The organism is Jeotgalicoccus halotolerans, from assembly GCF_003387165.1.
Classification (GTDB): Bacteria; Bacillota; Bacilli; order Staphylococcales; family Salinicoccaceae; genus Jeotgalicoccus; species Jeotgalicoccus halotolerans.
The window spans coordinates 512,231-526,687 of record NZ_QUMW01000009.1 but is presented as its reverse complement, the minus strand read 5'-3'; the positions used below and the strand labels follow the sequence as shown (position 1 = coordinate 526,687).

The following is a 14,457-nucleotide window of genomic DNA, read 5'->3' as shown; positions in this document are numbered from 1 at the left end:
TATATGGAGGGGAAAATGATGGATATCAAATCCTTTTTTGAACAGTACAAGTTTTACGCAGCGGGTATTCTGATAGGACTCGCAATAATTGTTTACTTTGCAGTCACGAGCTTTGCAGCACCAGAAGAAACTTTTAGTTTTGAGCCTTCAGCTGACGAAGAACTGCCGGCAGAAGAGTCTAAAGAAGAAACAGCAGTACTTTCTTCGACGCTGTTTGTTGAAGTAAAAGGTGCAGTTAAACTTCCAGGCGTGTACGAACTGCCTATCGATGCGAGGGTTAAAAATGTTCTTGATATTACCGGTCTTACTGATAAGGCAGATCTTGCGACGGTAAATCAGTCTGCCAAACTTGCCGATGAAATGGTAATCTACGTTCCCTTTGAAGGGGAAACAGAAGAGACGACGGCAGATTTATTTTCAGGAAGCGGAGTATCAGATGCCGGGAGTGAACGTGAACTCGTTAATATTAATACTGCGGGCATTGCAGAACTGACAACCTTGAACGGCATTGGCGAGAAAAAAGCCCAGGCGATTATTACTTACCGGGAAGAACAGGGGCTGTTCAGTACTCTTGAGGACTTAAAAAATATACCCGGTATCGGCGACAAAACGTTCGAAAATCTAAAACCGTATATTACTATAAACTGAGGTGGCACTATGCGAATCAACTGGCATGAATATTTTATGGCGCAAGCAATGCTGCTGTCGCTCCGGTCGACATGTGAACGTCTCAGCGTCGGCGCAACCATCGTTAAAGATAACCGGATCATCGCAGGAGGCTACAACGGCTCTGTATCCGGCGAGGTGCATTGTGTGGATGAAGGATGCTACGTAGAGGACGGTCACTGCATCAGAACTATCCACGCAGAGATTAACGGACTGCTCCAATGCTCGAAGTTCGGTGTGTCGACAGAAGGCGCTTCGGTCTATGTCACTCACTTTCCGTGTGTGCATTGTACAAAATCACTAATTCAGGCAGGTATTAAAAATATATATTATCGGGCCGATTATAAAAATCATCCGTATGCGCTTGAATTGTTGGATAAAAATAATGTACACTATGAACTGGTCGAACTCGACAGTAAAAAAGTGAATATGTATTTCGAGTCAATATAATGACTTTATTTTATTTTTTGATATCGATTATTACTGGATGCACGATAATTATAAGCCCCTTGACGGGCTTATTTTTTTATGCGATTTTACTGTACAGTAGTTATTTAAAAGGACGGAGTCTGTGGTTTAAAATCAGTTTATCTCTTAGCGCGGCAGCTGCTGCGTTTATTTATTCAGGAGAAGCTCCGGGCTTCTCTCCGAGTACGCTGTCTCAAATTGTGATAGAAGATTATAAATATTACACTGACAGTCTGCATTACATCGTAACGAGTGATGACAGGACTTATGAGATGTATGACGAAGCGGGAAGTGCTGCGCTTCGAATAGGGGACATCTGCACAGGCAGTCTGCCCGTATCACTTCCTCAGGAACAGCGTAACTTTATTAAAAATGACGGACAGCAGACATTGAGAATTAATGAACTGTCCGGCAGGATATATTTGAATGATGCAGCTACTTTAAAATGCGAATCCGGCAGTCTGACTTTCTCGCAAAAATTTTCTTTAATCCGCTACAAGTATATGTCAAAAGTGCTGGATTCTTCTTTACATGATTATAAATTCGACATACTGACACTTTCAGTCGGCAATAAAAACTATATCAGCCCGGAATTTTTTGATGCACTGCAGAAGCTCGGGATTTACCATCTGTATGTCATTTCCGGAACCCATGTCGCTTTTTTAAGTGCTGTAATATTCGGGGTTCTAAAGTTTTTCCGGCTGCCTGTAAATATGATTAAAGTCATTATTATAATATCTCTTATCTTCTTTCTATTTTTGAATTTCTTCTCGCCGAGCGTACTCCGTGCTGTATTTATGGGAGTGTTGCTTCTTATCTGTTCATTTTTCAAACAAAAACCTTATCTTGCCATCATTTCATTAAGTGCTCTGATTCAGCTTATAATTAATCCCTATGTCATTTACCATGCCGGTTTTCAGCTGTCGTATGTCACTACTTATTTTATTCTGCTGGCCCGCCCCTTATTTATGAACTGTGCCAATCTGGTTCAGCTTATTCTTATTACAGTAATCAGCGAGCTGTCGACTTTAGTTATCGTTCTTATAAATTTTAATGAAATCAGCATCAGCGGCCTTATATTGAACATATTTTTCGTACCCTTGTTTTCATTTATAATTTTTCCGAGTGTGATAGTTTATAATATTCTTTTGTTTTTCCATGTACCTCCTGCAATCGATATGCTGTACCACTTTCTTTACACCTTGATGAAAGACAGTATATATTATCTTGCCGGGGCGTTTAAACACCGGTTTCCGGTAAAAAATCTGCCGGATGTGAGTATTATTATAATGATGTTTCTGACATATCGTCTGTCTGTACATGTTCTTGCATTCAAAATCAAAAAAATTATCAGCTGTATTTTGGTATTTCTGCTCGTTCTCTTTTTGAGCCAGCAGCATTTAAACAAGGATTTTACGCTGACAATGGTCGATGTCGGCCAGGGAGATGCCTTTGTGATTCAGGACCACAAAAATAAGAAAACAGTGCTGCTCGATACGGGCGGAACATACCAGCATGATGAGAACCGGATTAATTTAAGCGATAAAACACTCCTGCCTTATTTAAAAGAACAGGGTGTCGATTTTATCGATGTAATTATCATCAGCCATCTGGATCTCGACCACAGCGGAGAAGTTCTGAATATACTCAGTAAAAAGAATGTGGGGAATATAATAATGAATACAGGAGATGTTAAATTCGATGACTGGCTGAAAACAGTAAGTTACGAACACAGGGGGCTAATTAGAAACAGCGGGGATATGGAGGATTTTTCTGTCGGAAATATTCATTTTGACCATCTGATTGTGCCAGGTGCCGCCCCTGACTCCAATGAACAGTCCGTCGTCTTAAAAGCGCACTTGAACAGCTTCAGCATTATGTTTACAGGTGACATCGGTCTTGTAACTGAAGCAGAACTTACAGCTCTCTATAATCTGGAAAGTGATATTTTAAAAGTGGGTCACCACGGCAGTGATACATCGAGCGGAGAGGAATTTATCAATGCTGTAGAACCGGAAATTGCTTTGATTTCAGCGGGAGTAAATAACCGTTACGGACATCCGCATGTGAGTGTCATAGAAAATTTAGCCGGGAGCAGAATTATCAGTACGAAAGATAAGGGAATGGTGGAGTTTAGTATAAATCATGATACAATATGTATCCGTTCAAAATTTGGGGACAGTGAACAATGCCTGAAAAAAGACACAAAAAAAGAGCCGGAAACCCGGCCCGAGTAAACTGACTGCTTATCCTGCAACGATAGCGAATACTTGTGGAATAACATAAATTACAGTAAATGCCACAAATCCAACTATAAAAGCAAGACCAGCATCGATAACGTCATTATTTTTTGACTGAACATTTTTCTCAAACTTATTCATGTAATTACCCCCTAAACACTTACTTACAGTATAGGCTAAATTTAATTAAAAAGCTATAATAGATTTATAAACTTTAAGGAGCATTATTTATGGAATTGCTGCAACTTCTGTATGGCACTAATATTATCCGCATAGAAGATAAAATCAAAAGTATTGCTAAAGAGTATGTCGGAGCTCTCGACGATTTTAACTATACAACACTTAATTTTAAAGAAACACCAGTTGAACAAATTATAGAGGAGGCCCAGACTCTTCCTTTTCTCGCTGACAGAAAAGTGATTGTCGTCGAAGAGGCGATTCTTTTTACCGCTCAGAAATCAGGCACCTCAGTAACCCACAATATCGATCTTTTGATTGATTACCTTAAAAATAAAAGTGATGACACGCTCATCATATTTACAGTGCTTTCAGAAAAGCTGGATAAAAGAAAAAAGGTAACGAAATTAATCACTGAGCGTGGCACACTGATTGAAATTAACGAAATGAATGAGAGTGAGCTTACGAACTATGTCCGCTCGGTTTTCGACCAGAACGGTCTCGAGATACCCACGGAAGCCTTGAATATGCTGCTTGAAAAAACAAGTTATAAATATGAAGCTGTACATAATGAAGTGACGAAACTGGTGCTGTATGCAGAAGGGAATATTACGACTGAGGATATTGAAGAAGTTGTCAGTGTTTCACTGGAACAGAACGTTTTTCTGCTCACGGATTTTATTTTAAAAAATGAAAAACAAAAAGCTGTCAGACTCGCAAGAGAATTGATTCTGCAAAAAGAAGAACCTATGAAACTGCTCCATCTTGTCATCGGACAGTTCAGGCTGCTGTATCAGGTGAAAATTTTAAACGGGGAAGGGTATCAGGAAGATAATATAGCAAGAGCGCTGAAAGTCCATCCGTACCGTGTTAAACTTGCACTCAGACATACTAGAAAATATCCGCTAGATTCACTCTTAAAAAAAATGATTGTCTGCCGCGATATAGACTATAAGTTTAAATCCAGTTATTTAGACCGGAATGCACTGTTTGAATTATTTATACTGGAAATATAAAGCTAAAAAGACAAAAATAAAAAAACCTTCATAAAGAAGGTTTTTTTATTAGTTAGCCATTAATTTTGATTTAAGACGGCTTGCTTTGTTAGCATGAATTTGATTGCGTTTAGAAGCTTTGTCAACAAGTTTGACAGCTTTAGAAACTAACTCAGCTTGATTCTCAGCATTTTCACTCTTAGCAGCTTCAGCTTGTTTAACTGCTGTACGCATAGCGTTTTTCTGAGCAATATTAAGATTCTGAGCAGATTCGTTAGTTCTAACACGTTTAATCGATGATTTAATATTAGGCATAATGTCACCTCCGACATAAAGTTGTACAACTTTTATTGCAACAACAGATATTTTATCAAATATAAGCTTATTATGCAATAATCAATCCGAAATGAATTGAAGTTAGTTCTCTGCATTGATATAATTATAACATTGTAAACATGAAGAGAGTTGGATTTTAAATGAACAATATGGAACGTTTGAAAAGGCAGGAAAATATAAGGAACTTCTCTATCATTGCTCATATAGATCACGGCAAGTCATCTTTGGCTGATAGGTTACTGGAAAATACGCGCTCGGTAGAAGGCCGCGATATGAAAGCGCAGCTTTTAGATTCGATGGATCTTGAAAGAGAACGCGGTATTACGATAAAGCTGAATGCTGTCCGTTTAAAGTACACAGCTGAAGACGGGGAAGAGTATACCTTCCACCTGATTGACACACCGGGGCACGTCGACTTCACTTATGAAGTATCGCGCTCGCTTGCAGCCTGTGAAGGGGCAATTCTAGTTGTCGATGCAGCCCAGGGTATTGAAGCTCAGACGCTGGCAAACGTTTACCTTGCCCTAGACAATGATTTGGAATTGATTCCGGTCGTTAATAAAATCGATTTGCCTGCTGCAGATCCTGACAGAGTCGCAGCAGAGATAGAAGATGTAATAGGACTTCCCGCGGAAGATTCGATTTATGCTTCTGCAAAAGCAAATATCGGTATCGAAGAAATTCTTGAACGTATAGTAAAAGATGTTCCTGCACCTGACGGCAATCCGGAAGCACCCCTGAAAGCTCTGATTTTTGACTCTGTCTTTGATCCGTACCGCGGTGTTATTTCGTCGATTAGAATTGTAGATGGAACTGTTAAGGCTGGCGATAAAATCCGCATGATGTCTTCCGGCAAGGATTTTGAAGTGAATGAAGTCGGCATCAACACGCCGAAACAGCTCGCTGTAGATGAACTGACAGTAGGAGATGTAGGTTATATATCAGCATCGATTAAGAAAGTCGGCGATTCTATGGTCGGAGATACGATTACCGGAGCGGAAAATCCGGCGTCAGAACCGCTGCAAGGTTATAAGAAAATGAATCCGATGGTTTTCTGCGGAATGTATCCGATCGACTCTTCAAAATATAACGATTTGCGCGAAGCACTTGAAAAGCTTGAACTGAATGACTCTTCGCTGCAGTATGAACCGGAGACATCCCAGGCATTAGGCTTCGGTTTCCGTACAGGTTTCCTCGGACTGCTTCATATGGAAATTGTCCAGGAGCGTATCGAAAGAGAATTCGGTATTGATCTAATTGCGACAGCACCTTCTGTTATATACAGCGTCGAGTTAACCGACGGCACAACGGTCAGTGTTGACAACCCGGCGCAGATGCCGGATCCGCAAAAGACTGAACGCATCCAGGAACCTTACGTTAAAGCGCAGATTATGGTGCCGAACGATTACGTCGGTGCTGTTATGGAATTGTGCCAGAAAAAACGCGGCAACTTTTTAACGATGGATTACCTCGATGATGTGCGTGTGAATATCATCTATGAAATTCCTTTATCGGAAATTGTCTTCGATTTCTTCGATCAGCTTAAATCTCACACAAAAGGTTACGCATCCTTAGATTACGACTTAATCGGCTACAAGGAATCGAAACTGGTGAAGATGGATATTCTCTTGAACGCAGAAAAAGTGGATGCACTGAGTTTTATCGTGCACAGGGATTTTGCTTATGAGCGCGGCAAAGCAATCGTTGAAAAACTGAAAAACATCATCCCGAGACAGCAGTTCGAAGTACCTATTCAGGCAGCAATCGGACAAAAAATTGTGTCGAGAACAAACATTAAATCGATGGGTAAAAACGTACTTTCTAAATGTTACGGCGGAGATATATCGCGTAAGAAGAAATTATTAGAGAAACAAAAAGAAGGTAAGAAGAAGATGAAAGCGGTAGGGAACGTTGAAATACCGCAGGAAGCTTTCCTCGCCGTCTTAAAAATGGATGAAGATTAACAACACCAAGAGGAGAAATCATTTGATTTCTCCTCTAATTTTAGGAGGAATTTAATGGATAGCATGTATGTCCATATCCCATTCTGCAACCGAATCTGCACTTATTGCGACTTCAATAAGGTGCTGATTAAAAACCAGCCGGTAGATGAATATATTACGGCACTCATCAGTGAGCTCGGTTCTTACAAGGAACAGACGCTTAAAACGATATACGTCGGCGGCGGGACACCGACTGCGCTGACTGTCAGACAGCTTGACCGTCTCTTAAAATTTATGACTGAACATTTTACTGTAACGGATGAATTTACTTTTGAGGCGAATCCCGACGAACTGACATCAGAAAAACTCGATGTCCTGTATAACTACGGCGTGAACCGGGTAAGCTTAGGCGTGCAGACATTTAATAACGATCTCTTAAAAGTTCTCGGCAGGACTCATAATTTCGATGATATCTTTAACAGTATTAATCACTTGGAGAAAATCGGTCTGACAAATTACTCGCTCGATCTGATGTATAATCTCCCGGGGGAAACGTTTGATGATATAGATATGAGTCTGAAATATATCAGCGAGCTGAAGCCGAAACATATTTCATGGTACTCGCTGATTATCGAGCCCCATACTGTTTTCTACAACAAGATTAATCAGGGAAAGATGAGTATTTCAGGAAGTCTTGAAGAAGGTGAGAAGTACGATAAAGTCATCGGAGGTCTTGATGCACTCGGCTATCCTCAGTATGAAATATCGAACTTTTCAAAGAGTGAATTCGAGTCGATGCATAATAAAACTTACTGGCTGAACGAGCCCTATATCGGTGCCGGCGCTGGGAGTCACGGCTACACAGGGGAATCCAGATACTACAATATAAAACCGGTGAATCATTATATTAATAATATGAACGAGCACGGTTCCGTCATTAAAGAACAGTTAAAACTGACTCAAAATGATAAGTTTGAAGAGGAAATGTTTTTGGGACTGCGTTTGAACAAGGGTGTCTCGGAAGCGCGCTTTAAAGAAAAATACGGTCTCCCGGTCGATGCGGTATACGGCAAAGTACTTGAGAATCTATTAGTACGCAAACTGCTGGACAGACGAAGCGGTTATATATCCTTAACCGAAGCGGGACGTATGATTGGCAACGATGTTTTCGCAGAATTTTTACTGTAAAAAAGAAAGCGTGTTTAATTGTTGACATTCTTTGACCTATTTGATAAATTATAATTAGCACTTGGGAAGAAAGAGTGCTAAAGAGGTGATTCTTTGCTGACAGAAAGGCAGGAAATCATACTTACATTTATCGTAGATGATTTCTTAAATGTAATGACACCTATCAGTTCTAAATATTTACTGGACAAATATAATTTCGATGTTTCAAGCGCGACGATCAGAAATGAAATGGCTGCACTTGAAAAAGAAGGCTTTTTAATTAAGACGCATACGTCATCCGGACGTGTGCCCTCGAGAAAAGCACTGAAATTTTACATCGAAGAACTTAAACTGAATATTGAACAATCACCGGCAAAGTCCTTTGAGCTTTTTTCTGACACGGACAATCTGGAGAATTTAACCGATGAACTTGCACTGACAATCAGCGACAGGACGAAGTATTTAACTCAGGTGTCGCTCACAGCGGATAATGAAACTGTTAAAGGTCTTTATATAACTCCGCTGACTGATACTGCAAGCATTGCTATTATCGTATTAAACAGCGGAACAGTCAGGCAGATGCCTGTTAAAATGGGCCGTGATATAACGATTGATGATTTCCAGAAACTGAGCAATATTTTTAACGAGCTGCTGCTCGATAAAAATATTGGCGACACCCGTGTCATCTTAAAGAACAATCCTCACGTCCCGCCGGGTATAAAAGATCTGTACGACCAGGTGACTGCACAAATTATGGCATCAGTTGAAGTGCAGAAACGAACGATTGGTCATGCGGGTTTTAATTATTTACTGCAGGACATGAGAAACGAAGTAGAAACACTCGAGCATTTATACGGCGATATCGAATCGGAAGCGCTGTATAAATCTGTTGAGCAGCTCGCATCAAACGATGTGAATATTTACTTCGGTGATGAACTGGATGAAAGTTATAAATCACTTTCAGTCATTACAACTAATTTTGACCACGCTGGACTGAGTGGTAATTTAATTGTTGTCGGCCCGGAACTGATGGGCTACAAACATGTTATTAAATTACTCCACTCATTTAAAAAAGGAGTGTAGGCATTGACTAACGAAGAAGAAAAAGAAAAAGTTGACGAAACTGCTGAAACTGCTGCTGAAGAAACAAAGAAGCAGGAAGAAACTGAAACAGAGAACACAAAACCAGAGGATACTGCAAAAGAGATATCAGCAGAGGAAACTTCTGAAGAAAACTCTGAACCATCAGCAGAAGACGAACTTCTTTCTATGAAAGAGCAGCTTGAGGAAAGCGAGAACAAGTATTTGAAACTCTATGCTGAGTTTGAAAACTTTAAACGCCGCAACCGTCAGGAAACTGAACTGAACAATAAGTATAAAGATCAGAAGTTTGCAGAAGACTTGCTGCCGGTAATCGATAATCTGGAACGTGCGCTCGCTATTAAAGGAACAGATGAAAGTTTCAACGCTCTCCACAAAGGGGTTGAAATGGTGTACAACAATCTTGTTGAAACACTTGAAAAACATGAGATTAAAGCAATTGAGGCTCTAAACCAGCCATTCGATCCGAACTTCCATCAGGCAGTGATGACCGAAGAGTCTGATACAGAGAGTAATATTGTGATTGAAGAATTCCAAAAAGGTTATATATTAAAAGACCGTGTCATCAGACCGACAATGGTCAAAGTAAGCGAATAATAATAAATTAATTGGAGGAATATATAAATGAGTAAAGTAATCGGTATAGACTTAGGAACAACTAACTCAGTAGTATCAATTTTAGAAGGCGGAGAACCTAAAGTAATACAAAATGCTGAAGGTAACCGTACAACGCCTTCTGTAGTATCTTTTAAAAACGGTGAGCGCCAGGTCGGCGAAGTAGCTAAACGCCAGGCAATTACAAACCCGAACACGATTATGTCAGTTAAAAGACATATGGGTACAGACCATGTTGAAAAAGTAGAAGATAAAGAATATACACCGCAGGAAATTTCAGCGATGATTTTACAAAACTTAAAAGAAACTGCTGAAAGCTATTTAGGCGAAAAAGTAACGAAAGCTGTCGTTACAGTTCCGGCATACTTCAATGACTCAGAACGCCAGGCGACAAAAGACGCTGGCCGCATTGCAGGACTTGAAGTGGAACGTATTATTAACGAGCCGACTGCAGCAGCTCTTGCATACGGTCTCGATAAACAGGATAAAGAAGAAAACATTTTAGTATTTGACCTTGGCGGCGGTACGTTTGACGTTTCTATTTTGGAACTTGGCGACGGCGTATTCGATGTACTTGCAACTGCAGGTGACAACCGTCTCGGCGGTGACGACTTTGATGATTTAATTATCGATTTCCTGGTCGACACTTTCAAAGCTGAAAACGGCATTGACTTATCCACAGACAAAATGGCAATGCAGCGTCTGAAAGATGCAGCTGAAAAAGCTAAAAAAGATTTATCAGGTGTATCATCTACACAAATCTCATTACCGTTCATCTCAGCGGGCGAAGCAGGACCATTGCACCTTGAAACCACTCTGTCACGTGCGAAGTTCGAAGAACTGACTCACGGACTTGTTGAAAGAACTATGGGACCTGTGCGACAGGCGCTTAAAGATGCTGGTATCAGCAAATCTGACATTGATGAAATTATTTTAGTCGGCGGTTCAACTCGTATTCCTGCAGTTCAGGATGCAATTACGAAAGAACTAGGCAAAGAACCTAACCGCAGTGTGAACCCTGATGAAGTAGTAGCGATGGGTGCAGCAGTTCAGGGCGGTGTGCTCACAGGTGATGTTCAGGACGTAGTTCTTCTAGACGTTACACCATTATCACTAGGTATTGAAACGATGGGGAATGTATCTACAGTTCTTATCGAAAGAAATACGACAATTCCTACAAGCAAGTCACAAGTGTTCTCTACGGCAGCTGATAACCAGCCTGCAGTAGACATTCACGTTGTACAAGGTGAAAGACCGATGGCAAGCGACAACAAAACTTTAGGACGCTTCCAGTTAACGGATCTGCCGCCAGCACCAAAAGGTGTACCGCAAATCGAAGTTACTTTTGACATCGATAAAAACGGTATTGTAAACGTTACTGCTACTGATAAAGGTACAGGCAAAGAACAGAAGATTACTATCGAATCAAGCTCTAACCTGACTGATGAAGATATCGACAGAATGGTTAAGGAAGCTGAAGAAAATGCCGATGCTGACAAAGCGAAAAAAGAAGAAGCTGAGCTCCGTAATGAAGCTGACCAGTTAATCTTCTCTGCTGACAAAGCTGTCGAAGATCTCGGCGACAAAGTTGAAGCATCAGAAAAAGAACAAATCGACAGTGCTAAAGAAGAACTGAAAACAGCTCTTGAAGGTACTGACTTAGATGAAATCAAAGCTAAAAAAGAAGCGCTTGAGCAGGCAGTTCAAGGAGTTACAACTAAACTTTATGAACAAATGGCCGAAGAGCAGCAAGGCGCAGCGGATGCAGGTGCAGAAGCAGATAATGCTGATGACGATGTAATCGATGCGGATTATAAAGAAGTAGATGACGAAGAAGATAAAAAATAAAATCTTCAACACTTAAGTCAAAGCCAAACGCATTGGCTTTGACTTTTTTAAATGGTATTATATTGACTGTTGGAGGGAAAAATTGTGGCTAAAAGAGACTTTTATGAAATACTCGGTTTAGATAAAAACGCAACACAAGATGAAATAAAGAAAGCATATCGTAAATTATCAAAGAAATATCACCCGGACATGAAAGACGGGTCTGATGAAAAATTTAAAGAAGTATCTGAAGCGTATGAAGTGCTGTCTGACGACAATAAGCGTGCGCAGTACGACCGTTTCGGACATGAGGGTATGAATTCCCAGGGCGGCTTCGGCGGCGGTGGAGGATTCGGCGGTGCCGGAGGCTTTGGCGGTTTTGAAGATATCTTCAGTTCGTTTTTCGGCGGCGGCGGCCAGAGAGATCCGAATGCTCCTAGAAAAGGTGACGATCTCCAGTATACGATGACGGTTACTTTTGATGAGGCTGTCTTCGGCGCGACTAAAACAGTCACGATTAAAAAAGATGTAGTCTGCGACGTCTGTGACGGCGAAGGTACTAAACCCGGTACGTCAAAATCTACATGTAAAACATGTTCAGGTGCAGGTAACGTCTCAGTAGAACAAAATACACCATTCGGCCGTGTACAGACACAGCGCACATGTCCTACATGCGGAGGCACGGGCCAGGAAATCGAACACCCGTGTGATAAGTGTAAAGGTCACGGCACAGTTCAGAAAAATGTTGATATCGAAGTGAAAGTGCCGGAAGGTATTGACAACGGCCAGCAGATACGTCTGTCGGGTCAAGGTGAACCTGGTATTAACGGCGGACCTGCAGGAGATCTGTATATCGTATTCAGAGTTAAGCAGGATGCTAAATTTACTCGTGACGGCGATGATATCCATTATGAGCTTAAAATTTCATTCGCCCAGGCCGCTCTCGGTGATGAATTGAAAGTTCCGACAATCAATTCGTCAGTCATGCTGACCATACCTGCCGGCACACAGTCCGGAAGACGCTTCAGACTGAAAGAAAAAGGTGTGAAAAACGTCCAGGGATTCGGCTACGGCGACCAGTATGTAACAGTGACTGTTGTTACGCCTACGCGACTGTCTGAACAGGAACGGGAAGTATTTAAGAAACTGGCAGATATAAACGGTGAGAATATCAGTGAGCAGCAGGAAAATATTTTTGATAAAACAAAACGATTCTTTAAAGGTGAGTAAACTATGAAATGGCATGAAGTCAGTATCAGCACTAAAGAAGAGAACGAAGAACAGTTTTCAATATTCTTAAATACAATCGCAAAAGGTGTTTCAATCGAACATTCTGTTGATATATTAAAAGCTAAAACTGAGGATTTTGATGAGAAATTCCGGCTGAATCCGAAAGACTATCCGGACAGTGACATACGTATACTCGTTTATTTTGATGAAACACATGATATCGATGGCAAGCTTAGTGAAATCAAACAGTTTATCAGTGAAACACCTCTTGTTCGTAAAGAAGAAATTGAAATCAGCACCAGCATCATAGATGAGATGGACTGGGAAAATGAGTGGAAGAAATATTTTCATAATTTCAAAGTCGGCAGAAACTTCTTAATCGTTCCTTCATGGGAGTATGCTGATGTTGAAATTGCCGACAGCGATAAAGTGATTAAAATTGATCCCGGCATGGCCTTCGGAACTGGCGATCATGCCACGACGAGCATGTGTCTGACTTTTCTTGAAGATGTAATAAATCCAGCGGACAAAGTAATTGATGTCGGTACGGGTTCCGGGATTTTATCAATTGGTGCTTATTTACTCGGCGCAAGAGATATTAAAGCAACTGATATTGATGAATTGTCATTGCAGGTTTCAAAAGAGAACTTTGCTTTAAATGACTGCGGGGAAGATATTGCGGTCATGCCTGCCGATCTGTTAAAAGATGAAACCGAAAATTATGATGTTATCGTAGCAAATATTCTTGCACATATTATAGATGATATGATTGATGATGCTTACAAACTGCTGAATAATAACGGACGTTTTATCGCGTCCGGCATTATCGTTGAAAAACGAGATGATATTATCACGCATATGAAACAGGCAGGGTTCTCAATTACTGATGTTCTTGAAGAAGAAGGCTGGGTCGCAATATCGGCTCTGAAGGTGGCATAATGCAGCGGTATTTTATCAAAGGAACAGTCTCGCTTAATGAAACGTTTGTTATGGACGATGAGCATGTGCATCATATTAGAAATGTAATGCGCGCCAAAGCCGGAGATAAGTTTAATGTAGTCGACGGGGAGGGCAATGCTTATCTCGTCCTGCTGACTGATCTTGAACCGGTATCATATGAAGTGATAGAAAAAATAGAGAGTGAAGTGGAGCTTCCGGTAGATATTACATTGTATTCACCCTTCTTAAAGGGAGACAAGATGGATCTTGTCATTCAGAAGTCGACCGAGCTCGGGGTTCATCACTTTATCTTGTATAAAGCTGAACGCAGCGTCGTTAAACTGGATGCTAAAAAAGAAAAGAGCAGGCTTTTGCGCTATGAAAAGATTGCGAGAGAAGCTTCTGAACAAAGCAGACGCACTAAAATACCTGGCATTTCATTTGTCGGAGCACTGAAAACTATTGATTTCACACAATATGATCTTGTATTATTTGCTTATGAGGATAACAATCTTACCGGCAGTTCAATAAAAGATATTCTCGCGCGCACCAGTGTAAAGACGATTGCTGTTGTGTTTGGGCCCGAAGGCGGTTTTACCGAAACAGAAGCTGATATTTTTAAAACTTATGAGAATATCGCACTCGGACGCAGAATTTTAAGAGCGGAAACAGCGCCGCTCTATGCACTTTCTGTAATTGGAAGTTACTATGAATAACTCATTTGTGGTATCATTACGATGAATATAAATTATT

Annotated in this window: 14 protein-coding genes; 12 read left to right on the top strand and 2 right to left on the bottom strand. The window is 40.7% G+C overall.

What is annotated here, in order from left to right; genetic code table 11:
* The first annotated feature begins 15 nt into the window (after positions 1-15).
* The 3 genes from DFR63_RS03895 to DFR63_RS03885 are packed head-to-tail and all read left to right on the top strand — an operon-like array spanning position 16 to position 3,371.
* Positions 16-648 (top strand): ComEA family DNA-binding protein, encoded by a 633-nt coding sequence (locus DFR63_RS03895; protein ID WP_245954123.1) that lies wholly within the window; start codon positions 16-18, stop codon positions 646-648.
* 9 nt (positions 649-657) lie between these two features.
* A complete protein-coding gene (locus tag DFR63_RS03890) occupies positions 658-1,116 on the top strand; it encodes a ComE operon protein 2 (RefSeq protein ID WP_115884422.1) in 459 nt (152 codons plus the stop codon).
* Positions 1,116-3,371 carry a DNA internalization-related competence protein ComEC/Rec2 gene (locus DFR63_RS03885; protein ID WP_115884421.1) on the top strand — a complete coding sequence of 752 codons (2,256 nt, stop codon included), beginning with the start codon at positions 1,116-1,118 and terminating at the stop codon, positions 3,369-3,371. Before DFR63_RS03890 ends, DFR63_RS03885 begins: the two co-directional genes overlap by 1 nt.
* Positions 3,372-3,380: 9 nt before the next feature.
* On the opposite strand, the gene DFR63_RS03880 is transcribed toward DFR63_RS03885, so the two are convergent.
* Positions 3,381-3,515: a YqzM family protein gene (locus DFR63_RS03880; protein ID WP_115884420.1), complete on the bottom strand. Its 135-nt coding sequence runs from the start codon at positions 3,513-3,515 to the stop codon at positions 3,381-3,383.
* An 89-nt stretch (positions 3,516-3,604) separates the two neighbouring features.
* Between DFR63_RS03880 and holA the strand changes: the two genes are divergently transcribed.
* Entirely contained in the window at positions 3,605-4,567 is a 963-nt protein-coding gene (gene holA / locus DFR63_RS03875) for a DNA polymerase III subunit delta (RefSeq protein ID WP_115884419.1), read from the top strand.
* Between the two features lie 48 nt (positions 4,568-4,615).
* Here the strand turns inward: holA and rpsT are convergent, their stop codons facing one another.
* Positions 4,616-4,861, bottom strand: coding sequence for a 30S ribosomal protein S20 (gene rpsT / locus DFR63_RS03870; protein ID WP_115884418.1), 246 nt, complete (start codon positions 4,859-4,861; stop codon positions 4,616-4,618).
* A gap of 161 nt (positions 4,862-5,022) precedes the next feature.
* Between rpsT and lepA the strand changes: the two genes are divergently transcribed.
* From lepA to DFR63_RS03830, 8 genes are all read left to right on the top strand, one after another.
* A complete protein-coding gene (gene lepA / locus DFR63_RS03865) occupies positions 5,023-6,846 on the top strand; it encodes a translation elongation factor 4 (RefSeq protein ID WP_115884417.1) in 1,824 nt (607 codons plus the stop codon).
* A 54-nt stretch (positions 6,847-6,900) separates the two neighbouring features.
* Positions 6,901-8,013, top strand: a complete 1,113-nt coding sequence (hemW, locus tag DFR63_RS03860) for a radical SAM family heme chaperone HemW (protein ID WP_115884416.1) — start codon at positions 6,901-6,903, stop codon at positions 8,011-8,013.
* A gap of 93 nt (positions 8,014-8,106) precedes the next feature.
* Complete coding sequence (hrcA, locus tag DFR63_RS03855) at positions 8,107-9,075, top strand: heat-inducible transcriptional repressor HrcA (RefSeq protein WP_115884415.1); 969 nt, start codon at positions 8,107-8,109, stop codon at positions 9,073-9,075.
* A 3-nt stretch (positions 9,076-9,078) separates the two neighbouring features.
* Positions 9,079-9,690 carry a nucleotide exchange factor GrpE gene (grpE, locus tag DFR63_RS03850; RefSeq protein WP_115884414.1) on the top strand — a complete coding sequence of 204 codons (612 nt, stop codon included), beginning with the start codon at positions 9,079-9,081 and terminating at the stop codon, positions 9,688-9,690.
* Between the two features lie 27 nt (positions 9,691-9,717).
* The gene (gene dnaK / locus DFR63_RS03845) at positions 9,718-11,556 is read left to right on the top strand and encodes a molecular chaperone DnaK (protein ID WP_115884413.1); all 1,839 of its coding nucleotides are present in this window, start codon (positions 9,718-9,720) and stop codon (positions 11,554-11,556) included.
* A gap of 84 nt (positions 11,557-11,640) precedes the next feature.
* Positions 11,641-12,765 carry a molecular chaperone DnaJ gene (gene dnaJ, locus DFR63_RS03840; RefSeq protein ID WP_115884412.1) on the top strand — a complete coding sequence of 375 codons (1,125 nt, stop codon included), beginning with the start codon at positions 11,641-11,643 and terminating at the stop codon, positions 12,763-12,765.
* Between the two features lie 3 nt (positions 12,766-12,768).
* The gene (gene prmA, locus DFR63_RS03835; RefSeq protein ID WP_115884411.1) at positions 12,769-13,704 is read left to right on the top strand and encodes a 50S ribosomal protein L11 methyltransferase; all 936 of its coding nucleotides are present in this window, start codon (positions 12,769-12,771) and stop codon (positions 13,702-13,704) included.
* Positions 13,704-14,420: an RsmE family RNA methyltransferase gene (locus tag DFR63_RS03830; protein WP_115884410.1), complete on the top strand. Its 717-nt coding sequence runs from the start codon at positions 13,704-13,706 to the stop codon at positions 14,418-14,420. The genes prmA and DFR63_RS03830 overlap by 1 nt, the downstream gene beginning before the upstream one ends.
* Positions 14,421-14,457: the final 37 nt, after the last annotated feature.